We start from the raw sequence: 25,071 nt of genomic DNA on the forward strand, positions 1-25,071 counted from the left end.
TAAAAATCAAAGTAACAGAAGCCTGGCATTCCGGCCTTGCAATGTAACGAAACGGAAAAGTCTAGGGAAGGAGAGGTTGTTTGGTCAAGCCGCTTGCCTCATCTTCTCGACTTGCCTCGTCTAATTTCCATGGCATTTGGCAGGAATCGTCGGTTTTTTCTCTCCATCCAACCACATGATCCACGTCCTGCAAGCTTCGAAGATCGGTCAGAAAGCAGCTCTTTGGGACTGCTAACTGCTCTTCCCAAATCGAATTCGGATCGTCTGCCCGCTGTGCAAAGCGTCCAATTCGAGCTCTCGACCTGCGTCGAATTCGTGCTCAGTATCCTGTCCCAGTGGCATCGTTGCGACACTCGGTAGAACCGAACTACGTACGAAGTGAACCGTGAACTGCTTGTCCGGTAGATTGATGGCGACGGTAAAATCGCTCCAGTCATCCGGAACTTGAGGATTGAATCGAATCTTCCGGCCACGGAGCTCGATTCCCAGCACTGTTTCAATGACCACTCGATACATCCAACTGGCAGCGCCGGTATACCAAGACCATCCGCCACGCCCCAAGTGCTGCGGGTTGGAATAAATGTCGGCCGCTATCACGAACGGCTCAAGCTTGTATACCGCACTAGATTCCGGTGTTTGGCAACGCAACAATGGATTCAAATAGTCCAGTAGCTGCATTGCAAGATTATTTTCCCCAAGGACGGCTGCTGCCTGAACCAACCAAACGGCGGCATGCGTATATTGCCCGCCATTTTCACGAACACCGGCAAGATAAGCGTTGATATAGCCTGGGTCTGGATCGTGACGATCAAAAGGCGGTGAGAACAAGAGAATTAATTTTTGATCATGGTCCACCAAGCGTTGGATCGCTTCTTCGAACGCGTGCTTTGACCGCGATTTTTCCCCTTGGACCAAAACAGCCCATGATTGAGATATCGAATCAATCTTGCATGACTTGTTACGCTGCGAACCCAAAGGCGATCCGTCGTCAAAAAATGCACGCAAGTACCAATCGCCGTCCCAGGCGTGTTGATCCACGGCAGCTCGCAATTGATTTGCCGCCGCCGTGTAATTTGCTTTGCGGTCGCTGGACAAGCGATTGGCCTGTTCCGTCAGCATGCGGTCCAACAAATGAATTAACAACCAAGCGACCCACACCGATTCGCCTTTGCCCTGCACTCCCACACGATTCATGCCGTCGTTCCAATCACCACAACCCATCAGCGGGAGTCCGTGAGCACCAAATTGCAATGAAACATCCAGCGCCAAGGCACAGTGCTCAAAGAAGGAAGCTTGCAGTTGACTGACTTGCGGCTGTTCATACCGTTCAATTTCGTCTGGACTGAGAACTGGGGAGTCCAAGAAGCTCACGTCTTGTTCCCAAATGGTTTCATCTCCAGTGACAGCCACATAATGCAATGCAGCAAAGGGCAAGAATAATCGGTCGTCCGAGAATCGCGTTCGCGTGCCTTTGCCTGACGGTTCATGCCACCAATGCTGAACATCCCCTTGCACGAATTGACGGCTGGCCGCCTTCAATAAATGCGATCTAGCAAGCGCAGTATCCGCGTAAACGGCTGCCATGATATCTTGCAATTGATCCCGAAAACCAAACGCGCCGCCACTTTGGTAAAAAGCGGTTCTTGCGTACAGCCGACACGCTACCGTTTGATATAAAAGCCAATCATTGACTAAACGATTAAGTGCGTGATTGGGTGTTTGAACGTTAAACGGCTGGGTCAATTGCTGCCACCGTGAGAGTGCATTTTGCAAACTTTCATCACTGGAGCGTTGTTCACGCAGTTTTGTTGCAAGGGCTGGCAATTCACTGAAGTCTTGGACAACCGCAATTGCAAAACAAATGCTGCCGGTGCTATGAGGTTCAATCTGCACGGTACTACGAATGGCTGCTCCCACGTCGGCACCAATGCCGTCGGCGCTGTCTAAATCGGCCATTTGCATAGCCAGAGGCAATGGCGAATCACTGGCCGTTTTGTTTAGAAACAAACGATTGCCAGTCATCGAACAATGGTCTGAGTCGCTCAGTAAAACAAAACGCGCATTGGGATAATCTTCGTGGTAACTGTTGCGAACCCACACGGTGGCGTGATCGTTCAGAACGCCTGACTGTAAAAAGTTCAGCGAATGGTCAACGTGGTCGGCTAAAACAACGTCAGCGATGTAAGTAGCACTGATCTTTTTCGGCTTGTCGCTTCGATTACGGAAACGCAATCGCACAAACTTGATTGGCAGTTCGGTGTCCACCCATACTTCGGCTGTCGAGGCCAACTGATGCTGTTGGTAATGAAAAGTCGCGAGACCTGGGCGATAATGCGTCTGTTCTGCGTCTCGAAAGGCATGGTAAACTTGTAAAGTCTCTTCGTCGCGAATCCACAAGTCCTCTGAAACAGGATCCGCCACGGGATCGTTCGACCACTGCGTAAGTTTAAATTGGCGACTGTTGCCAAACCACGTATAACCGCCGCCTGATTCAGTAAGCAGCGTTCCAAATATGGGGTTGCTTAATATCAGCGACCAAGGGCTGGGCGTTGGAAGTGGATTCGTTCGATCAATTTCGTAACCTGCTTCATTGTGGCTGACGCTTCCCCAACCATTGTCAAGCGATGGCAAAGGGGAACTGGCCACAGTTGGCAACGCCGACATCGAGTAAGCTTGATGGGGTTCAATCGATTTTGAAGCGAAATGTCGTGGATCGTAATCAATTGCGAGTGTCGGCTGCGAGTTGAGGAATTGCGTTTGCTCTTTTTCCCAGACTGATGCTTTTGCAAGTATTGCCGCAAGCGAACCCTCACTTGATTCAGCAAAGATTGTAGAACTCAACTCCATCAAGAGGCGTTCTTGCTGACTGAGGTTGATACCTGGAATCGTTACCACTTTGCCGATCGCATTTTGTGGTGTTAGCATGCGTGAACGCAGGTCTTCTAGCATGTCACGAACGTCATTGAAATAGCTTCCCGAATTCTCATCGACAAACACTAAATCGAAATCAAACCCCATGGCTTGCAGATAACCTTGAGCCTTGAGGATTTCGACAACCATCGGCTTGTCTTCGAGCGAATAGACGCGAAGAGTAAAGATTGGTAAGTCGCCTGAGACACCGAATCTCCACCAACCGCTTTGCGATAACTCATTGTTTTCAAATGAGTCACGGTTTCCACGCAGGGCCAAAGAGGGATACAGTAGGCAAGAGCCCAGTCGTTGGTAAAGATGTGACTGCGTTGCATCAATTCGTCGTCCCTTCAGCTCGGCTTGTTGATAAACCCAGCATAAATCAAAAGTACGCTGAACGGTCTTGAAGTCGCTCCATAATTCAAGCAGTTTCTCTAAACCGGTCTTGTTTTCCGACGCCACAGTTGCACAAGCGAGCGTGATTGTTTGTTCGGGTTCAAGATCGATGATGCAACGAAATGAAAATATTGGATCAAGAACTGAGCCGACTGTGTTCGACAAACGTTCCTGTTGCAAGGCAACAGGCGCATCGACATCACGCAACCTTCCTACAAAGTGCTCGCGGGATGTCTCATACGTAAACGCAATAGCGGTTTTGGAATCGTGTGAAATGACCTGTCCAACCCAAAGGTCTGATGCGGCTCCCTCCCGCGAGCGGCGCTGAGCCACCAACGCCGTGCGGTTTGCCATCCGCGATGTTTCAACGAATAGCTTTTGAAAAGCCGGATGAGCTGTATCGGCTAATTGGCTGGCCATGCATAATTCGACATACGAAGTCACTTCAATACGACGTTTCTCTGCCGAATGATTGGTAAGACGCAATCGACGCACTTCCGCATCGCTGTCAGGGCTAACGGTAACATCCAAGAGAGATTCGATATTGTTGAGTCGGCAGCGGTATTCTGCTTTGTCGATTGCAAAAGTAGCGGATGCTTCATCACATTGCGAGTGATTTTGCGGTGCATATGTCGGGCTCCATCGTTCCTCAGAGTGCAGGTCACGCAGGTAGAAAAACGCCCCCTGCCCTGATGCTTGCGATCGATTCCGCCAACGAGAGATCAAAACGTTCTTCCAGCGACTGTACCCTTCTCCGCGATGCGTCAGCATGACGCTAAACGCGCCGTTGCCCAGTAGCATCGTGCGTGGACGTAAAGTGTCAAATCTTTCAAATCGCCGCACTACTAAAGTGTTGTCGACCGGCGAGGGCGCAATCTCATCCCACGTTTGTGTAAGGTCTTCGGTTCTGGGGATTGCTGTAGGATACTTTTCTTGTAACAGCAGTTCGCACGAGCGGGCAATGCTGTGGCGGGAAAAGCGTTCCTGCATCTTTCCTTCAAACAAGCAGTTGATGATCGCCAGCACACTCATACCATGGTGATGAGCCATGTAGTTGCGGACGATGACCGGCGTATGCTTGGCCGGAGCTCGACCTGCGGTGAAATCAACCGCGTCATAGAAGCCCCAGGGCCCAAGTGCTCCCAGGGCCTCAAGTCGCCTGAGATTGTCGGCGGCCGCTTGAGGCACTAAGTCCATCGTCAGTAGCGTGGCGTAGGGTGCAATCACCAAATCCCGAGCTAAGCCGCGTTTCAAACCTAAACCTGGAACGCCAAAGGATTGGTACTGGTAGTCGCCGTTAACATTCAAGGCCGCATAGGCCGATTCGGAGATCCCCCAAGGGATCTTACGATTCCGCGTGTAATGTTGTTGCCGCTTGATAGCCGCCAAAGCAGTCTCGGTCAGTAACGATCTTTCAAAATGTTTTTGCAAAAGCGAGGGCATCAGATATTCAAACATCGTGCCGCCCCATGAGACCAGGCAAATAGATCCAGCGGCATAAGTCGATTGTCTGCCCAAGCGGAACCAGTGCGAGGCCGGTACGTCCCCTTTGCCGATCGCAATGTAGCTTCCCAACCGTGACTCCGATGCCAACATGTCATAATGGCTGCGATCAAAACGGTCGGAATCAACGTTGTAGCCAATTTTGAAGAGTTTGCGTTTGCGATTGAGTAGGAACTTAAAGTCCATTTCCAGAAACGCTTTCTCGGCATCAATACGATTGGATTCCAAGCTTGTCAGGATTTCTTCTATGGCTTGGTGTGCCTCGCAACCACACTGCGAATGTTGAGCATAGACTGCAAGCAATTTACGCAGCGAAACACTGCGCATTGGTTGCGAGTTAATACGATCAACCACTGGGCGGATAAGGTCTAGGTCGCGTTCAAAACCCATCAATGCAAGACGCAACGCATTGAGCTTGCGACGTAGCCACTCGGAAACGTCACTCAGGTTCCATTGCTCCAGTGGCAACAAAACTTGTTCTCTTAGTCGGACAAAAATCGCATCCCATTGTTCGAAGCTCAAATCCACATACTCAACACTCTCCTCTTGAATCCGGACATGACGTTGTAGAGTCGCTTCAATAAACTTCTGCGCAATCTCCGTTTGCTCTAGCAGTAAGGCAACATGGCTACTGTATCCAGCCGAAAGCTCAGTGGTTCCGTAGAGTGCCTTTCGCAAGTCTTCCAGCAGACAATCCAAAGTGTCACGCAGTCCGAACAGCATTCGCGGGTGAAAGCAAGGTTGTTCGCCAAGCTCTGTGAGGCATGATTGCCAAGCCAATAGACAAGCTGCCAGATTACCGCTATCCACGGTCGATACATAGCGTGGCAACAGGGGCTTCAGTTCGTTCGTGTCATACCAGTTGTAATAGTGACCGTGATGTGTCTCTAGTCGTCGCCACGATGCCCAACTGCCTTGCCAGATTTCTGCTAGTTGAGTGATGGACACGAAACCGCAGTCACGAGCCCCCATGGCTGTGAGAAGAAAGAGGCCTTCGTTAGTGGGGGATATCCGAGTTGCAATTCGGCCATCTGGAATCTCTTGGACATTGTCTGGTGGCAGATAATTATAGTCCTCGGTGGCATACGCTTCGAAGAAAGACCAAGTGCGGCGCGCGATTCGACGTAGGTACTTCTGGTCTACCGCGTCTATGTTTCCATTTGCATTCGGCCGGCGTCGCGACAATCCATAGGCCACAAGTGGAGCGGTAAACCAGAGAACCAAGATCGGCAATGCGATCCAAAATGAGCGTTGGTCCGAGAAAGCACCGATGACTACCGCAATGACAGGGCTTGCCCACAAATAGACCAGCATGCTTGGCAGAGAGCCTTTGTTGGCCATCTCGACCGCTTGAGCTGTTTGCCACTGTAAGAGATTCTTGCGACTCACATTCATGCGATACAGTGTTCGGGTAATTGCATCAAGCATTTGTTGAGCCTTGTGACCGGTGAAAATCAGGTCAGAGAAAGCCAATATCAGATTGTGTTGGAACGCGCGGGTCAGTGACATCGCGTGGTCCGTAAATCGAATCTGACGCGGCTTGTGGAGTATTCCGTAGATTGCATGTAGCAAGATCGGAACGAAGAAAATCGTCAAGATTGCCAACACGGCCCAATGCGAGCGATTGGATAAAAATACCACCGCCAGTCCAAGCAATAGGACAATCGCAGGTGGCACGACCGAGCGACGAATGTTGTCGAAGATCTTCCACTTGGAAAGCGCGTTGATTGGGTTGGCTCGCGTACCATTCTCTGTGCGGACGCGCGAAAACAACCACGGCAGAATCTGCCAATCTCCGCGTACCCAACGATGTATGCGCTTTGCATCACCATCATATCGGCTGGGGTAACCATCGAAGACTTCGATATCGCTTGTCATGGCGACCCGCGTGTGTGCTCCTTCAATCAAATCATGCGACAAAATCGCATTTTCCGGGAAAGCACCTTGCAAGGCATGCTCAAATGTCTTCAAGTCGTATATGCCTTTCCCGGTAAAACTTCCTTCCTGGAACAAGTCTTGATAAACGTCTGACGCCGCCGTTACATAAGGACTAACACCCGCGCCGGAGGAATGCAAAGCGGCAAAAGTTGATGTCATGCGAGACTGCAGATCGATACTTACGCGCGGTTGCAAGACAACGTAGCCTCTTTCCACTCGACGTTCGGATTCGTTCCACACAGGCCGATTTAATGGATGAGCTAACGTGCCAATTAGCTTTAGGGCTGCGCCATGCGGCAACTGCGTGTCTGCATCCAACGTGATTACAAAGGGGGCGGCGTTGGAGCCTTGGAAATTCGCCATCGCCTCAAGATCGCCTTCAGCCAGTAAATAGTCGATGCTCGGATCGCCTAACAGCCATCGCCCAAACTCCATCAGCTTGCCGCGTTTGCGTTCCCACCCCATCCACTTTCCTTCTTGAGCGTTGTAACTACGTTTGCGATGGAAAACGTAGAATGGCCCTTTTCCATGAGTGCCGTATCGATGGTTCAGCAATTGTAAGCGTTCAACGGCGGCCTTAAGTATCGTTTCATCGGCTTTTGTGGTCTCGCTATCCGCATCCGCAAAATCGGTCAGCAATGCGAAACGGAGACTCGGGATGCCGTTCGAAAGATAGTGATTCTCCAAACGCCGCATCATGATGTCGACTTCGGCAAGTGACCCAAACAAACAAGGTACCACCGCCATCGTGGGATGTTGCGCCGGGATGCCTTCTTCGAGCTCCAACTTTGGTATTGTTTGTGGCGGCAACACAAGCGTGAATAGCCAGTTACCAATCTGCATCGCTAGTTCCGTTAACGCGACTCCACAAGCTGCCATGACCGATAGAAATACAAGCCATGTTCCATCAGCGGACGCAAACAAGCTGCCAAAAAACATCATGGCGATCAGCCAAAGTCCACCCATTACGAAAAAATACGCAGAGAACGGCTTGGCCTGCAGGAAACGAACGAGTTTCTCTCGCACGATGGGCTCATAACGTAGTTTGTTCTCAAGCTGCCCCAATCCTTTGTCGATCAGCCAGTAACCGACATGGGATTCAATGGCACAATCCGAATGAGTGACCCCTTTATGGTGCTTGCAAATATCAATGACGATCTCAGCAACTTCGTGGTCCTTGTACTCTGTTCGCTTGGAAAGATTCTCCACGGAATTTCGATATCGATTGCGAGTGGTTTGATCGCAAAGTGAATAAATCCCCGCCGGGTCCTTGCGTAAGGTCTTTTCAGCCACGCAGTGGTCTTCAAAAAAAGTGGCCCAATCAATGACCGACATCAGTCGCATGCTAGTGATGGTATTGGCAAAGGAAACCTGCGACCTAGCCACACTCTGATGTTGCAGTTTTTCAAGATCTGATAGTTTCCATCCCACGTCATTTAGTCGACTGTGCAGCAGGCTAAGCAAACGTGAGGCATCCATTCCCGAAATCTGCTCGACTTGCAGTGCGATCCAAATCGCGCTTTGCATCAGTTTGGAGGGATCGATATCCATACGGTCTGTACGTTGGAAACGTTCGACGACACGCTGGGCATAGCGGTGCGATTGCTGGATGAGCCACAGTTGTTCGGCCAGTCGGCGCAGACGCTCCACCAGTGTAATGCGAAGCATAATGGGAAAGGCCCACATCTCGCCAATCGATAACGTGCTTGCCGATTGATAACTGTCTAGAAACTGCGACAGGGAGTCTTCGTCGAGTGCCGAGTCTAGCTTCGTGACCAGTTCATGCGCAAGGAGGTAGACGCGAGGTTCGCCTCCTTTAATGCGTGGAAGTTCGTCCAAGTACGTCGGCGGAAGGTCGTTGTCAATCTCAAGCAGTTGTTCCTCGATCACAAAGTAGTTATCCAGAATCCAATCTGCTTCCGCTGGCACGTAGTTTCCCTGCTGCGCGGCTTGCCGAAAAGTCCGATTCAAGAACCTTAATCGCTCAGCATTATCTCGGAACCGGCGAATTAGCGCACGCCCGTCCCGACGCTTGCGAGGCTGCTCGATGTCAAGATCCGTAGCCAAGCTCTTGGCGTGGCTGCAGAGTTGCTCCGTGCTGATGGTTTGTGAAGAAACAAGCTCGTGGGGATGAGCGGACGAATTCGGTGTTGTCGGATGCATGCAAAGATAAGCGATGGAGACCTCAAGTTGAACAGTGCCCGATTGTTATAATTGCGATCCGCAAAAGATCCTATATGCATTAGACGGACATCTTTTTTAGGAACGTGCGTAGCCGCAAGAGCCGGAGAGTTGTTATAAGAGCAGTACAAGCTTGCAAGTCTGTCCTCTTTCTTCTGTGACGTGTGGAGTCACACAGCGAGAAATCATTTGCGTTCGACACTTTTCTACATCCCTCACGAAATTGGTCCGCTGCCTGTTTTTGGCATGGGCTGGCTATTGCTAGCTCTTGTGTTGGCATGGGTAGCCACGCGGATCGTGGCCTGGACAAAACATCGTTTGGACTGGACTTCCGCGTTGGGCGTTTGGGGATTTATTGCGGCCGCAGTGGTCTTTGTGCTGCCATTACTGGAAACGAAAATCACCTTTGCCGACAAAACAAGCATGACGCTGGGGCTCCCCATTCGCGGCTACGGATTAATGTTGCTCAGTGGCGTGGTCGCTGGAAGCTACTGGACTTACCGCCGCGGTCAGCCTTTTGGAATCGATCTAGATATTCTGTTTAGCTTGGCTTTTTGGGGCATGATCGGAGGCATTGGCGGCGCGAGGCTCTTTTACGTTGTGCAAAAGTGGGAGGAGTTTGAAGCTAGCACTCTGGCGGGAAGATTGGCCGAGGCCCTGCGCTTTACCGAAGGCGGGCTGGTGGTTTACGGTGGGATGATCGGCGGACTGCTGACCACTGGATTGTGGTGCTATCTTCGAGGGCGATCTTATCTCATGCTTGCGGATATCGTCACGCCGCCTTTTCTTTTAGGGCTTGCGCTTGGTCGCATCGGATGTTTGTTTAATGGTTGCTGTTACGGCGGAGTTTGTATGCAGGACTTGCCTGCGATTGTCTTTCCGCCAGGTTCGCCGCCTTATATGGATCAGTTGGAAACGGGTGCCTTATTAGATGCCAAACTCAAGCGATCCAAAACTAGTTTTGTCGCAGAATCGGTCCAGCCCGACGGTTGGGCCGCAAAACAAGGCATCATGCCGGGTAACCAGTTAGCTTTCGAAAGCTATCCCAACCTACAAAGTCCTGCAAGTCCACCCGAGGTGGTCGTTGTGTACACTAATTCGGGCGGAGTTCATCGAAGCATACTGCCTAAGCGAAGTCTGCCGGTCCATCCATCGCAGGTGTATGCTGCCGTGAATGCATTCTTGTTGTGCGGGGTGTTAGCCAGCGTCGCTCTGTATTATGCTCGTCGTGGCTACATCTTCGGAATGGGGCTTGTCCTTTATGGTTTCAGTCGCATTATCGAAGAATTTATCCGCATAGATGAAGCGGGACAGTTTGGAACGACCTTCAGTATCGGTCAGTGGGTCAGTTTTGCTGGTATCCTAGTTGGCGTCGCGCTGTTGTTGCTAAGTGCCCAGCGAGCTCGAAAGGACGCCAGCTCCCGATTAGCTGTTATTTCTGGAAACCCAACGAATCCATCTTGAACGGCAGGTTCCAAATCGTCTACAACAGTTGCGGTCAGCATAGCCGCAACCGTATCGACCCAACACTCTAGTTACGCCAATCAACAACGACATGATTGATATTAAGTCGATTGCCGAAATGCAAATCTCCACGACAGCACTTTGGCATCAGTCACCCTATGAAAACAGTCTCGCTGGCATCATGGCGATCGCATGTCAGCAGCACCGCTACAATTACGATCTATGGCACGAAGAGGATATCGCTCGCAGCAAAGAGGTGTCAGATACGCAAATCGCTAATGTAAAACGAGCGATTGATAAACTGAATCAACAGCGGAATGATTGGATCGAAAAGTTCGATGACTTTCTATCTGTCTTAGTATCGGAGCGTGGAATTCAAGCTGCACCGAATGCTAGACAAAACTCAGAAACACCTGGTTCAATCGTAGATCGTATGTCGATCATGGCGTTGCGAATCTACCATTTGGAAGAACAATTGCAGCGCACCGACTGCGATGAGGATCATCGCGAGAAAGTCGCAAACCGGCTAGCGATCTGCCGATTGCAGCGCGAAGATCTTCAAACATGTTTTATGGAACTGATAGCGGATATCGAAGCGGGCGTCAAACGCCACCGCACGTATCGGCAGTTCAAGATGTACAACGATCCGACAATGAATCCTTACTTGTACAAGCAGCAGCTTCGCCAGTCGGCTTAGTTCCTTGGTAATTCTGGAAAACTTAAAAGCAGGATAGAAAAATGCGACGGATTGCAGTGCTGAATCAAAAAGGGGGCGTAGGCAAGACCACGACTTCGGTAAATCTTGCTGCAGCGCTTTCTGACTGTGGTCAAAAGGTGTGCGTGATCGATCTCGATCCGCAGGCTCATGCGTCTTTGCATTTAGGAGTCGTCGCACATAGCGATAATTCGATTTATGAAGTGCTGTGTGGGAACGCATCGATCGACTCGGTGCGCCAACAAATTAATGAGCGTTTGTTTGTTGTCCCTGCCAGTTTAGATCTGGCAGGAGCGGAGTTGGAATTAGCAAATGAAGTTGGACGCGAGACGATCTTGAAAGACCGTCTCGAAGAATCGAGTGAAGAGTATGACTTCATGATTTTTGACTGTCCGCCATCGTTGGGCGTGCTGACTTTGAATGCGTTGACGGCGGTCGATGAAGTCTTCTTGCCGTTGCAGCCTCACTTTCTCGCTCTGCACGGGCTCAGCAAGTTGTTGCGGACCATCGAAATTGTTGCCAAGCGACTTAATGGCCAACTTCGTTTGAGCGGTATTGTCTTGTGCATGTATGAAACGGCAACAAGGCTGGCTGCAGAAGTAACCAAAGATGTTGCTGAGTTCATCGAGCATCAATCGGCGAACTCTTCCACTTGGGCTGATGCACGATTCTTTGAAACCAAGATTCGTCGCAACATCCGTCTAGCGGAAGCTCCTAGCTTCGGCCAGTCTATTTTCGCATACGCACCAACATCGCACGGCGCAGAAGACTACCTAGCGTTAGCCTATGAAGTTCTTGCGCAATCTTCTGGCACGACTTCGACGTTCCTGCAATCGGAAACCGATGCTAGCCTACGCATGTCTTCACCGATCAACGCGTCGTAAGTCATTGTGTTGTTTGCACATTGCGTGTCGGAAGGTAAGCGTTTCTCACGCATTGCAGTTCGAACGGCTTTACTCCAGATTCACTTGCCGGAGCAAGCTTGCACGGCCGGCAGCGTCAATCAGATTCGCTAACAATGTTGAGCGAGAATCTTGCTTGGTAAAGTGCAGTTCCAGATAAGGCCGCGCGGGATTGTTGCCGTCCAAATTGCGTTGCGGTCGCGTATCGGGTAAAGCGATTGATTCGAAATCATCTAGCAGCGGTTCGCTAGATTCCAAATGATGGACGACCAGCATCTTGCCTCGCGCCGATGCCTCAATTCCGGCTAACGTTTGCAGCATCGACCTTTCTAAATCTGAATCCCCAGTTTCAACACTAGCTTGCCGGTAAGCCTGACTAGAAAAATACACGATGCGGATCTTTGCGCTCGAACCATGAATAGAAGCGTAGAAGCGATCGCGATTTGAAGGTTCATCCAACGATGATGAATCTAGATTCCAGAGCTCTACGTCACGGCCTAATGTTAAACTTTGCAGCGATGGCTGCTGGTGGTTTGTGGGAGCGAACTTTGGAACCAAAACAGTTGGTACACGACGATTGAATTCAATCGTCGTTGGCAAACCCAGGTACTGTTGAAGTGCGAGCCGGTCTTGCTCTTGAAGGGAAGCTTGGCTTTCAATTGCCAATAAATAGTCCGTTTTGCGATTGAGCATGTTGCTATGTGCTTGAAAGCCAAACGGCCCGTCTCGCTGTTGAAAATTCCAGGGCGTGGACTGCAATGCAAGTTTGAAAACCGATGGGTCCGATAAAGCAGGAAGACTTCGAAACTCACCAGCCAATTGAGACTTGCTATTGTCTGCGTTATCAGCAGACCGCACCTCGACTCGGATTTCATATCGCGTGTCAGGTAGCAAAGTCTGGAGTTCAAACTGGGTCGTAAAGTCAGTATCCGCCTTGCAAACAGCCCAGTCCGTCTCCTGCCAACTCGCATTGGTCGAACGATACAGAACCCGGGCCAATGCCGGTGTGCCTGGCACTGCAAAGGCGATTGGTGTTTGGCGAAACATCGTTCCAAAATCCCTTTGATTATCTCCCTCTAGCCAAACGTCCCTTATCGAAGGTAAGTCACCTAGGTTGGGTAGTGGCCACTGCGTCGAGCGGACTTTGACAGCGAACGTTTGGTCAGGGAGATACTCCATTTGAAAACCGCTAGCTAGATATGGGCCCACAGGCCTCGCTGCGTGGGAAGAAGCTGGCAAGCTCTTTAGCTCAAGTCGTTGCACCGGAAATGCAGACTCAATCGCTGTGGTCAATTCAACTATCGATGTGATGCGATGAAAGCCAGGCAGAACGACTCCATCCGTCAAACTTTTTGCAGGGTGATTAACGTAAATCTTGATGGGATCGAGTTGTCCATCTTTGGAGTCAGCTTGAGCCGCTAGGAGCATGGCAAGGATCGCATGCTGATCCGATCCAGCAATGGCCATGCTGGGTGTCTTTAGCGTTGCAGTAAGCGCCTGATAGGCTCTCTGGAGAGCCTGTAGATGCAATGTCTCGGGAGACAAGCCCAGCAGATAAAACTGGCGTAAATATTGAACTCGCTTTTTCGAATCATCGTTTTTACGAAAGGCGCTCGCAGGCGTTGAATGAACAAAGTAATGGAATGAATCAGGAAACGCGTCAAGCCAAAGTTTTAGGGTTTCGTCGTCAAACAAGCTCTCTAAATTTGTTAGATGCACCGGCGTGGTTAGTTGATCCGTTTGCAGCACGGTCGGAGCTGTCGAATCGCGACCAATTCCAATCAAGTAGTCTTCGCCTCCAGGAATTTGGAAGACTTGAAGCTGGTACTGGCCTAACTGCCGCTCGCTCAACAAAGTAGTTTGCTGTGAAGGCTGGTTGGAATCAGAAACAATGCGATAGCGTTTCAGCCAGGGTAAAACGTCACTTTGAAAGCTCGCTAGTGAGCTCGCTGGGTTTGCAACTCGGAGCGGTAAAGCGAAATAGCTTGGCAGTGATGTGACCGTTTCATCTTGTGGGATCGACGTTGAAAAAACCGACAAGGCCGCAGGCTCCAGATCCTTGGTGGCAGCCTTTTCGATCACGGGAACTTCTCCCGTCAGATGAGTCAGCAGCCATTTGAATGCGCCGACTTGCAGTTCTTGGGTATCTTGGTGAGGCCCGGGTGTGATTAAAAGACCGTAATTCTTTGACGATTGCAGATTGCTGTAGTGCTTCTGCAGTTGGTTGTGGATTCGCATGACGCCGTCCAAAGGAAAGATGGAATCATTATCGGAATTGGCTAGCAACAATGCTCTGGGCGCAACCAAAGCTGCTAGCTTGCCATAATCCCAGCCGTAGTAGTTCACGAAGTACATGCAGTCGCAATGACCATTCACGCATCGATCATTGACATGATTGCGCAAGTCGGTGATTCCAGCGACGGGTACGGCTACTTTGATGCGATCGTCTAAAGCTGCTGTAAACCAACTGTAGGCCCCACCGCCACTGCGCCCGGTGATGCCAATTTTCGTCTTGTCTACATACGGAAGTGTTTCCAATAAGTCGATGGCGCGCATGGCGTTCCATGTTTCGACGCCAGCAGGCGTGTACCCACGGTTGATCCAGTCCCAGCGTCCCAAGCGGTAGGTTCCATGATGCTCGCCATGCAATTCGCCTAATTGGATCGTATCGATGGTCAAGCATACAATTCCATGACGCGCGAACCAAAGCCCGTGATGATGGTAACCCGTTTTGTTTCCAAGCAGTCGTCCGTTGGCTGTGTTCTTTGAATGGCCACAAACATATAAAACTGCTGGCCAACCTTCGCTGGGCGGTGACGCAGCAGGTTTGTATAAATTCGCGGTTACGTACAATCCGGGCAGAGATTGGTAATGTAGTTTGTCGATTTGAACTTGTTCAGTTGCCAAGCTGCCGGTGATCGTCAATTGCATCGGATCGCGAGGAAGATCGGAGGAGATACCAAGCATCTCTCGGAGTTCCGATCGCCACTGCTGCTGAATCTGCGACCAGTTCTCTGGATTAACGCCAGCGAGTTCTGCTGCCGTTTGTTGCTCGATTTGTTCCACTTGCGCAGCGAAGAAGCGTTCCAGGCTGTCTTCCTGCGCAGCCGACTGAACACACAATAAGTTGAGTGCCAAGACAAAACATAGCAACCAAATATAGGGACGGTCGCCCGTGTGGGCAGGATTAGCAATCGCCATGACGCGAGCTCCAAGGTGGGGAAGTGGTGGAGGTGGGAGGGGGGCTTAAACGGCCGCTAGGGCCTTGCTCGGTTCATGAGTAACTGGGTTTCAGCATCAAACTTTATTTTGAAGTCCAGCAATCACGGTTTCAAGGAACTCACGAGCGCGGCGGGCAAGTACGTCGATGGCTTCTGCGGATGTCGGCCGCGGAACCAGCGGAGCGGAAATGTTCTCGTAAGCCAGTGGCAGAGAGCGGCCTGTGAAGGCAAAAGGCTCTAACAAGCGGTAATGATCGATCTCGCCAAAGCCAGGGCCGCAGTCTTGATCTTGGGGCCAGTTGCGATGGTCTTTGATGCAGAAACTGCGGATTTCTTCTTTGCATCGTTGGACATCTTCGATTGGGTCCAGGTTCAAGTAATCCATAACGTTCCCTGCGTCATAATTGACCCATACATTCGGATCGTTGACCTCACGGATGATTTCGTCGCAAGCTTGTCCTGTTCCTGTGTCACCACCATGTTGTTTGACCACTAAGGTAACGTTGTAGTCTCGAGCAATGGGGCCTAATTCTCGAAAACGCTGGACCCATAGATCGCGGTTGCCACCTTCCGTGTGTCCAAAAGTCAATACTTGCTGGATGCCAGCGGCTGCCGCTTGTTGAAATCGTTGCTTCAAAACCTTTATTGCCAGCGGCGCTTCGGGATATATCGTGGAAAACATCATAATGGGCTGCAAGCCCAAGTCGCGGCATTGCGAGGCTAGTGCTTTGGCAGCAGCGGGAGACGCATCCTCTGGCATCACTGGAATCTGCTGGCCATTTTCTTCGCGGTGTGATACCCCCCAAGCGACGAAAGTGAACCCGGCTGCTTGGATACCTTGTAACGCGCGTTGCAAAGGGAACGCGCTGTACGGAAGCGTCATGCAGGCGTGCTGAAAGATGGTAGCCGCGTTTGCTGAATTTTCACGATCTTGGTTTTCGAGTTGGCTTGCTGCAAAACAATTCGAAGCTAAAGGCTTAAGCGATAGTGTTGCAGCGGTCGATAAGCCTGTCGCTAACAAACAACGCCTATCGAGCGATCGAGTGGACTGCATTGATTCAATCTTGCTTGGGTGCATCGCTGTGTTCTGAAAGTTAGCGGATAGAGAATGGTTAAGCTAATTAGCTAAACGTACTTCGTAACTCCTGGAACGGCAATCGCGGGTTCTGCAAGTTCGCCCCACTCATATTTGGGCGGGGTCAGGTCTTCACGCGAGTTCCACGCCATATCCCATGTGATCTCCTGCCCGGTATATGTGGCCATGCGTCCCATGATTGCCAATAGCGTACTTTTAGCCATGTACTCGCCATTATTGATGGGTTTGCCAGATCGGATACTGGCAAATAATTCGTCATGTTCTACCTGATAGCAGCTTTTCTCGTCACCGTCATAGGTCCAATCGTAGGCACCTGTCAAACTAACGCCCCGAGAACGTTCCGTTAAACGAGCGGACCCTGCCGAGCCTAAAATGTCGACGCTGATATCGCTCTTGCAGCCTTCAATCTGTCGCGTGTTACTCACCAGCCTTGCTCCATTGGCATACTCATAGACGACGCTGTGATGGTCATAGATGTTGCCATACTCTGGTCCCTTACGGACTTCGCGGCCTCCCATGCCAATTGCTTTGATCGGATACTCATCTCGCATCGCCCATGCGCACAGGTCTAGATTGTGTACATGCTGTTCGACGTTGAAGTCGCCGGAGAGCCAAGTAAAGTAGTACCAATTTTGCATTTGCCAATGCATGTCGGTCCACTCTGGTTTGCGGGGCTTTACCCAAATTGGACCGCGATAATCGTTGGCCAGTAGCGTGCGGATTTCACCGATGGCACCTGACTGGATACGGTCAATCGCGGCTCGGTATGGGTAGTGGTATCGCAGGCAGAGCCCCGAAACGACAGCGAGGTTTTTTCGTTTCGCCTCCTCGCAGCTTTTCAATACGGAATGAACCCCTTGTGCGTCGACAGCGCATGGCTTCTCTGCAAAGACATGCTTGCCCGCTGCGACGGCGGCCTGCAAATGCAAAGGGCGGAAATGAGGCGGCGTGGCAAGCAAGACGACGTCTACCCCACTGTCGATCACATGTTGGTACGCGTCAAAGCCAATGAATTGCCTCTCCGCAGGGACATCGATTTTCACTGCCAATTCTTTGTTACGCTGCAGCACCTTCAAGCTTTGCTGCAATCGCTCCTCAAACATATCACCCACTGCGGTGAGTTGTACATGGGCATCGGCCATCAATGCTTCTGTGGCAGCACCCGAACCACGCCCTCCACAGCCGATCAGCCCTACCTTGATGACGTCGCTGCCAGCAGCGTGCACGGCGGGTGAGTGTAAGGCCGAGCTGGCTACAGTTCCCGCCGCAGCCATAGTGGCTGAAGCAAAAGTGCGTCGGTTAGTTGTCTGCTGTTGATCAAACTGTGATGCCATCCAGCGCGTCCCTCGTCTTGCGATTTGAATCTCATTATCTTCAGCCATTGACGACCATTTTAACAACGTCGACGCCGCGGTGTTGTGTCGAGACGCATGGAATGGAAAAAGAGTCGGGCTAACTAAAGCGTCGGGCCAGCCACCGGCTAGGCGTTGGGGACCATCGCAAGGATCACTTCATCTCCCAGGTCCCGCAACCACTGCCGCACACGCTGATCAAACGCTTCAGGGGATTCGAGCCCGACTACCTGCCACACCAGGGGTGTCTCCAGAATCCGAGCACGGATTGCATAAAACTGGCCAAGGATCTCACTTTGTGTGAGATCGGCAGTCGTCACTGCCGTCAAATTGAGCTTACTGACCTCTGCGCTGCCTGACGCTTCTGCAGCGTTTAGCCGTTGGAGTCGTCGACCAGTCGCGGCGTATCGTTGAGCGTCAATGAAAACGCGCCGTAACTCCTGCTGCGAATTGAATTGAAAAACAGGATCCTGGTTCCAATACAAACTGAGTTGGCCCGCGCGACGAAAGCCCACAAAAAGCTCATGCTCACCAACCATCGTCTGGCCACGCACGGGCATTTGGACGCCATCTCGTAGCAAGTCCTCTCGATCGGTGACGTTCTTCGCCATTGGGGGCTAATCGCGGTTTTCTGAGAAAGTGGATACTTGCCGAACCGATATCGACAAAGTCCACATGGAGACAAGAGACTACTTGCTGAAGTTAACGCGAACCATGGTTTGATTGCCTAGCGGGCCAAAGAAGCTTGGACCCAAGGCCGAATCATTCTCGTTGCAACCCGCTTTTAATTCGCCATTTTCGTTGAGATAAGGGTGATTCAACATCTCGATGCTAGGTCCACACACTCGCAGTACCACTCGCCCATCTTCGTATAGGATGTTGCAACGGTTAAGGCCATGGTTGCTCCAGTCCAACTTGTTATCAATAATCCGAGGCGAATCGCCTAAGATTGCAAAGTTGGGCCGGGATAGATACCGAGGCATCCTGTATTGACCCTGAGAAACAACACCCAAGTTGTAGGCGTACGATCCGCCAATCCAACGTTTCCAAACCTCCAACTCCTCTAAGTCCGCTAGCATCAATTGCCTTAGCGAAGGCAATGAGCGAACCGAAGTCGCATTCATTGCCACCGACTGCATCTGGGAGTTAGGACACAGCAGCGAGTCGTCGTCGGTGAGCAGTTTTTGGTCGTTCAGTTTTGGTGCATAGATGCCAGCAAACGAAAAAGGCCCGTCGATGTCCAGCTCTGGGGCAACTTGCCGGCTTCCATGAAATGCGTAATCCTGAATCGCGTGACCGAGATTCATCAGTTGGTAAGCACATCGATTCTGGCGAGCTTGTTCACGGGCCAATTGGGTGTTGGAGAGAATGACCACTCCAAAGACGAGGATGCAGACAGCTACAGTTGATAGTTCTAAGGCGCTGCGAAACAGACATGCACCGCCGCGGTCAATCGTTTCCGATGGCGACATAGCACCCAAGAGTTTGGTGCGATCGCAAAATTTGGCCCAACGGGAAGGTTTCGATAGTTCGTTACGAAGCCCTTGGTTTTGGATGGCCTGCATCGTGATGGACGCAAGGTCACCGCGTGGTTCCGGAACGTCGTCAGAGGCGGAGTCGAGCAAGCCTTGGAAATCCTCGCTCAGCCGGTCTAACCGCTGGCGAACGGAAGGATCCGCAGCAATTGCTTCTTCGATAAGAAGCAACTCGTCAGGATCTAGGCTATTGAGTAGATAGCCTAACAATAGCGTTTCGTCGATTCGAGGTCGATTCACTTTGAAAACGAATCAAGAGGGCTGTTCGGGTAACTGATCAGGATACATACGACGCCAAGCGTCATTTAGTTTGATCATAGCATTAAATACCCGGCTTTTCACTGTCCCAATAGGAATATTCAAAGCCTCGCTCACATCCGCATACTTCATCCCTTGGAAGTAAACCATGTTGAGCAGTTGCTGTGTGTTTTCGCTCATCTGCGAGATGACATCGCGGACTCGTTGGGCGGTTTCTTGCTTGCTGATCTCGATGGAAGGGTCCATTTCGCGAGACTCAAGCTGTTCTGCGCCCGACCATTCGCGGCCAGCGCTGCTGCTGCTGTCCAGCGGAGCGTCCAGCGAGACCGCTTGACGCCTTCGGTGGTACCGCTTCAGATCGATTGTTTTATTGACTGCGACCGCGTAGAGCCAAGGCCGGAAACGTCGGCCGGGCTGGAAAGTCTCCAGCCGGTCGTGGACAGTGATAAACGTCGCTTGGAACGCGTCTTCTGCCAATTCAGGATCGCCAATGTAGCGAGCTAGATATGCGTACAGTTCCCTTTGGTATCTGCGAACAAGAATCTCAAAAGCTTCCGCGCTGGATGAGTTTCGGAATAGTTCTACCAACTCTTCGTCTGCCAAATCTTGAAGACAGACATCTGTTTGGTGAGCGATTTGGTTGTCTTTGAGTTTGTGCATTTGTCAGATCAGTTCGTAAAAAAGGTTACCGCTTGGGCTGTCAACCTGACGTTGAAGATTCGCAGAACAATCAACCGCAAAGTCTGGGCCGAAAGACGAAAAAGCAACGCTCAACCGATTGGGGCGTGTAAAAGACTCGTTCAACGCCGTTTCCGACAAAGTTAGCCAGCAAATCCGAGTCTGACTTTTCAACTTTTCTTCAAAAGCCATTGTAACATCTTCCTCCCTGAACTGCTAAACGGCAACAATTGTAACCTCTGATCACCCTCCCAAGAAATACCGTTTGCAAGCGGTAAACCCAGCGAAGGCTGCGCAGAAACCTCTGTTCTCCTGCTGGCGCTACGTTCCGCAGTCTCTTGCGGTTTTAAGGATTGGCTAGATTTTTTCGGTTTTTTCGGTTTCCCAATCAATCTGCCAGAAAAAAGTTGGCACCGGATGCGATGGTGCGTGACGGAATGACGAAATAAATGAAGTGGCTCATCAAGGGCACACTCGAGATCAAAATGATTTCGGAACCATTCGCGAAAGCGATCTTGGCCAACGCTGCCAAAATCTGGACAGGAGTTTCGCGGGAGATCCCACAGGCCAGCCCACCACCCGCCTTCGGGCCGCTGCCAAACCAGCAGTCGGTCTTGAGCGTCCCGCAATGCGACGGCAATCTCGAAATGGTCCACGAACTGTTTCTTAGGCTTGGCGACAGGAATCTGATCCTGCAACCGATGTTTGTACGTCGGGCACTGCGAGTTGACCGGACAAATAAGGCAACTGGGGTTTTTCGGTTTGCAGATCATGGACCCTAAATCCATCACGGCATGGTTGACCAAACCGGGTTGCTTCTTGGGCAGGATCGCAGTTGCGAATTGCCACAATTGCTGCTGGCTGGCGGACGCTGCAACTGGAGCTTCTAACTTGAGCAAGCGAGCGTACAAACGTTGTGTGTTCGCTTCTACGATCGGCTGAGCTTGGTCGAACGCAAAAGAGGTGATGGCACCTGCGGTATAACGGCCGATACCGGGCAGTTGCAGAACTGCTTCAAGACTATCTGGAAACACTCCATGGTGGACTGCCATCACATGCTGAGCTGCTTGGTGCAGTGAACGAGCGCGGCGATAATAGCCCAATCCTTCCCAGTGTGATAACACTTCGGTTTCGGAGGCCGCTGCCAAGGTCGCAATGTCAGGGAACCGCTGGAGGAATCGGTGATAGTAAGGGATGACGGTTGACGTCTGCGTTTGCTGTAGCATGATTTCGCTGACCAGCACGCGATAAGGGTCATTAGTTTGACGCCAAGGCAGATCTCTGCCATGACCGCAATACCACGCAAGCAAGCGCGCCCGGAAGCTGGTTAACCAAGCTTTGTCGATCCAATCCGGAAGAGGGGGGGCGATCGTCGACGAACTCTGCAGGCGGATTGGTCGGCTCAATTTTCAATCCCGCGCAAGAACAGCGTTGGCACTAGTCAAATGTCCCTGAGGGTGCATTTTAGTCTTGCATCCCCAGAGTCACTTCGGTGGTCATCAAGTGCCACACGATACTGGGTTTCCCAGAGTCGTTTAATTGCATGATTGGTCTTTCGAAAACGACTTGCACGGATTCATTAGGAGCGTACTTGGCCAACTCGTTTCGCAGGTCGTCAAATTTGGTGATGGAAGCGTCATTAATCAAGATGATTCGATCGTCGGCGCGCAAGTCCGCCAGTGCAGCGCCGCTGGAAGGCAGGACGTTGCCAATCACGTTGGAGTTGGGTTGGCTGGCCATGATGCCTAGAAAACCTCCTCGTCCATGGATAAATTCCAACCCTTCTAACTGCTCGCCTAATTCTTCAAGCGCTTTTGGATCAAGATCGGTTCCGAACAATCGCAGGCTTCTGGATACAGGCAGGTCCGCAAGTACAGAAATGGAAGCTGAGTCAAGATGCGTGTAGATGAACTCTAGTGTTTCGAGGTTGCGGATGTTGGCCAGCAACTCGACATCTTCTGTCGTCATTTGAACATCACGCAGTTGAAGCACTCGTAGGTTCGGCAATGACACAATGTGTTTTAGTGCTTGGCTGTTGATCAACTTGCCACGTGCATGCACCATGTCAACATCGACCAGCCATCGCAAGCTTTCGAGCGAATCTGAACTGCCTCGATAATTGTCATCTAATCTCAACAGATACCGATTGAGCGCTTGGGCGGTAACGATTTGAATTGAATCTCGTCCAATGAAAGCCCCTTGGCGGCGCAAACGCTGCGTCACTTCTACCGAGTGCTCAAGCGTAAGTTCGGTCAATAGGTTTTGAGCGCGGATCGCGGTCACCGTGGAAGCGCTTCGAGACAGCTTTTGTAGGCCGTGCATCGCTTCTTTGCCTAAAGAGGAATCGGGATCGTTGGCCCACATCGAGAGCAGTCTTAGCATTCGCAGTGAGGCTTCAGGAAGAGCTTGTCCAGACTCCGATCTTTCTTGCAGCAAGTTTTCGATGACTAAGGGAACCGCCTCGTTGGGGTATTTGAGCAGCATCTCGGTGGCGGCTTCGCGACTGGCGTACGAGGTAGCATCCAGCTTTTGTATTTCCGCCTGCAGTGCTTCGACCGCGGATTGATCTGCTTGCTGAGCGTAACTGCAAGCAAAATCGGTTTGCCAGGCCCATCCGAAGCTGAACAGGACTGCGACCAAACGAGCCGTGATACCCATCCTCATGCTTCTGCAGCAACTGCTTGCCTGTATGCTGAATCGTACGATGATCGTCTCCAAGAGTCTGCGTCGAACGTCGAACATGATGGGATGTTTGGTTGAAGGCATTCCGGGTACAGCGTTAAAATTTAACACTTTTGCTGGATTTGTCGACAACTTGCACTCCGACGCCGTATTTCCGCAACAGCGAGCGTTCACGGCGGAAAAAGTAACGCCTGCAACGATTGGAAGACAAGCTTGATAAAAACCGGTTACAAAACGCGAAATTGACGCTGGCAAGGAAGGCTTGCTAATCCGATGAACAGAACGTCTGGCTGTGGGTGAACGGATCGCCCTCAAACTAAGAATCATCAGCGAATGTCGGAGTTGCATTCGCCAACCAATAAATGTCAGCGGATGACAGGCAGGGATGCTCGCCCCGTAGATCGCATGGTAGCGACTTGGGGCGATCTGCCGCAACACACGCACGGAGGGTATTGCTGTGAAGAAAGTCTTTTTGCCTGGAATGATTACCGCGGCCATGTCGCTGGCATTTACTGGGGCATCGGTATTTGGCCAGTCAATGGGCTACAACAACGGTTTAACTGGAAGTGCATACCCTGTCCAGACGGGCGGAGCACCCGTCGGACAGCAGTACTTCCACACGACTGGGACAACCATTGGTACGGGCGTGCAGTCACGTCTAGCTCAAAACGCTAATGGGGCAGTCGGTAGCAACCATGTGCATATACCGCCTGGAAATTACAGTGTTGGAGAGAGCGTCAACGGACAAATCCAGTCCGCACTGCCAGCACCAAACGGCTATCAAAATCAAACGGTATATCCTAACCAAGGGACGGTCCAAGCATCCGGGACCACCCAGCAATATGCGCCAATTCCCCAGCCTCAAGTCCAGAACCTTCCGCATAGCTACGGGTATGAAGGTGGCTTTGCCGTGCAGGACTCTGGGGCAGGTTGTGCCAGTTGTGGTACGGGGCAGCCAGCGTACGGAATGGCCCCCAGCTATTCTCCAGTTCCATCCTTTGGTTACGGTGCTGCTCCTGGTTGCGGACCAGCTCCAACACAGCTCGTTCAAACAGTTGTGAATCCGAAGCCTTGGATTTTCGGTGCCAACGCATTGCTCTTCAGCAGAATCGATGACGAGTACGTGCGATTCGCTTCGGACAGTAACATGCCATCGCGCTCGTTGCTATCGACCAACGACGTCGACTTCGGACATGCTGGCGGTTACGAACTGTTCGGCGGAAGATACTTCGGTTGTGGTCGATATGCGGTTATCGCAAACTACTGGACGCTTTTTGCTGACCCGCAGATGGCTCAGTATGATTCCATGCCAGGTGTGAATCAGCGGACGAATGTGCCCTTCACCACTCGCAGCATGGTTGACCCGAACGTTTATTACGGGATCGAATTGCCCACTTCCAACGTATACTCGCGATACGATGGAACGTTCTCGCAACGTGTTCGACGCGACCAAGACTTCCAAAACTTCGAGCTGAACTTCTTCTCGTTTGCGTTGGGTGGAGCGGCTCGAGCAGGTGTTGCGTCGGTCGCTGTGCCTTGCGGCGGAGGATGCGGAGACTGCGGTGATGTTGGCTGTGGACAATCCGCGTGCGGTTCGGCCGGATCTTGTTTGCGAGGACCAACCGGAGCATGTGCCCCCATCTATGGTGCTCGATGCAGCAAGCTGCGATTTGCCCCACTTGCTGGATTCCGCTGGTTCCGATTTGACGACGACTTGGAATACGCTGCAAGCATGACCGACAACGTGTACGGTGGTACCGCTGACGATGTGTACTATCGCAACAATGTTACCAATGATTTGTACGGTTTCCAATTGGGTGGGATCGCCACCTTCTGCACGGGTAAACGCTTGAGCCTGCTGGCAGGCACCAAGGCTGGTATCTTCGCGAACCATATCTCGTACGATTCGTACTCTGGACTTAGCGATCGCGCTGCGACTGTTATGTCTCCAAACAGCTATTACGGTCAAGATTATGCTTTCAGCGTCAATGATACTGACCTTGCGTTTATCGGCGAAGGAAACCTTGGCCTGGGTGTTTGTCTGTGGAAAGGCCTAACCGCGACCATCGGCTATCGCATCATCGGCATCGGTGGCTTGGCGACAGCTCCTGGCCAAATCCCCAATGACTTCGGCTTGATGAACGACGCGATGCATATCAACCGCAACAGCAGCATCTTGTTGCATGGCTTAACCTTAGGCGGTGCCTACAACTGGTAGGTTCGGCGGAATTGTTGATTTC

The 25,071-nt window shown here is 51.4% G+C and carries 14 protein-coding genes; 5 read left to right on the plus strand and 9 right to left on the minus strand.

Annotation, left to right across the window (positions count from 1 at the left end):
• Nucleotides 1-231: 231 nt before the first annotated feature.
• Complete coding sequence (locus tag SH302x_RS05140) at nucleotides 232-8,910, minus strand: GH36-type glycosyl hydrolase domain-containing protein (protein ID WP_479367655.1); 8,679 nt, start codon at nucleotides 8,908-8,910, stop codon at nucleotides 232-234.
• Between the two features lie 207 nt (nucleotides 8,911-9,117).
• Here SH302x_RS05140 and SH302x_RS05145 point away from each other — a divergent pair, with 207 nt between their 5' ends.
• The 3 genes from SH302x_RS05145 (at nucleotide 9,118) to SH302x_RS05155 (ending at nucleotide 11,991) form a co-directional block, all read left to right on the plus strand.
• Nucleotides 9,118-10,392, plus strand: a complete 1,275-nt coding sequence (locus SH302x_RS05145; RefSeq protein WP_479367656.1) for a prolipoprotein diacylglyceryl transferase — start codon at nucleotides 9,118-9,120, stop codon at nucleotides 10,390-10,392.
• Between the two features lie 91 nt (nucleotides 10,393-10,483).
• The gene (locus SH302x_RS05150; protein ID WP_479367657.1) at nucleotides 10,484-11,089 is read left to right on the plus strand and encodes a DUF4254 domain-containing protein; all 606 of its coding nucleotides are present in this window, start codon (nucleotides 10,484-10,486) and stop codon (nucleotides 11,087-11,089) included.
• A 41-nt stretch (nucleotides 11,090-11,130) separates the two neighbouring features.
• Nucleotides 11,131-11,991 carry a ParA family protein gene (locus SH302x_RS05155; protein ID WP_479367658.1) on the plus strand — a complete coding sequence of 287 codons (861 nt, stop codon included), beginning with the start codon at nucleotides 11,131-11,133 and terminating at the stop codon, nucleotides 11,989-11,991.
• Nucleotides 11,992-12,060: 69 nt separating this feature from the next.
• On the opposite strand, the gene SH302x_RS05160 is transcribed toward SH302x_RS05155, so the two are convergent.
• The 8 genes from SH302x_RS05160 to SH302x_RS05195 all read right to left on the minus strand — a co-directional run bounded on the left by SH302x_RS05160 (nucleotide 12,061) and on the right by SH302x_RS05195 (nucleotide 22,807).
• On the minus strand, nucleotides 12,061-15,210 hold the full coding sequence (locus SH302x_RS05160) for an alpha/beta hydrolase family protein (RefSeq protein WP_479367659.1): 3,150 nt from the start codon (nucleotides 15,208-15,210) through the stop codon (nucleotides 12,061-12,063).
• Nucleotides 15,211-15,306: 96 nt separating this feature from the next.
• Complete coding sequence (locus SH302x_RS05165; protein ID WP_479367660.1) at nucleotides 15,307-16,284, minus strand: sugar phosphate isomerase/epimerase family protein; 978 nt, start codon at nucleotides 16,282-16,284, stop codon at nucleotides 15,307-15,309.
• 71 nt (nucleotides 16,285-16,355) lie between these two features.
• A complete protein-coding gene (locus SH302x_RS05170) occupies nucleotides 16,356-17,708 on the minus strand; it encodes a Gfo/Idh/MocA family protein (protein ID WP_479367661.1) in 1,353 nt (450 codons plus the stop codon).
• Between the two features lie 98 nt (nucleotides 17,709-17,806).
• Entirely contained in the window at nucleotides 17,807-18,289 is a 483-nt protein-coding gene (locus SH302x_RS05175; protein ID WP_479367662.1) for a hypothetical protein, read from the minus strand.
• 78 nt (nucleotides 18,290-18,367) lie between these two features.
• Complete coding sequence (locus SH302x_RS05180; protein ID WP_479367663.1) at nucleotides 18,368-19,453, minus strand: hypothetical protein; 1,086 nt, start codon at nucleotides 19,451-19,453, stop codon at nucleotides 18,368-18,370.
• A 12-nt stretch (nucleotides 19,454-19,465) separates the two neighbouring features.
• Nucleotides 19,466-20,131, minus strand: a complete 666-nt coding sequence (locus SH302x_RS05185) for an RNA polymerase sigma factor (protein WP_479367664.1) — start codon at nucleotides 20,129-20,131, stop codon at nucleotides 19,466-19,468.
• 188 nt (nucleotides 20,132-20,319) lie between these two features.
• A complete protein-coding gene (mutY, locus tag SH302x_RS05190; protein WP_479367665.1) occupies nucleotides 20,320-21,555 on the minus strand; it encodes an A/G-specific adenine glycosylase in 1,236 nt (411 codons plus the stop codon).
• 58 nt (nucleotides 21,556-21,613) lie between these two features.
• Nucleotides 21,614-22,807 (minus strand): PDZ domain-containing protein, encoded by a 1,194-nt coding sequence (locus SH302x_RS05195; protein ID WP_479367666.1) that lies wholly within the window; start codon nucleotides 22,805-22,807, stop codon nucleotides 21,614-21,616.
• Between the two features lie 4 nt (nucleotides 22,808-22,811).
• Here SH302x_RS05195 and SH302x_RS05200 point away from each other — a divergent pair, with 4 nt between their 5' ends.
• Nucleotides 22,812-23,048: a hypothetical protein gene (locus SH302x_RS05200; RefSeq protein WP_479367667.1), complete on the plus strand. Its 237-nt coding sequence runs from the start codon at nucleotides 22,812-22,814 to the stop codon at nucleotides 23,046-23,048.
• A 240-nt stretch (nucleotides 23,049-23,288) separates the two neighbouring features.
• Entirely contained in the window at nucleotides 23,289-25,049 is a 1,761-nt protein-coding gene (locus SH302x_RS05205) for a BBP7 family outer membrane beta-barrel protein (protein WP_479367668.1), read from the plus strand.
• The last annotated feature ends 22 nt before the right edge of the window (nucleotides 25,050-25,071 follow it).

This window comes from Njordella calcicola, assembly GCF_056494125.1.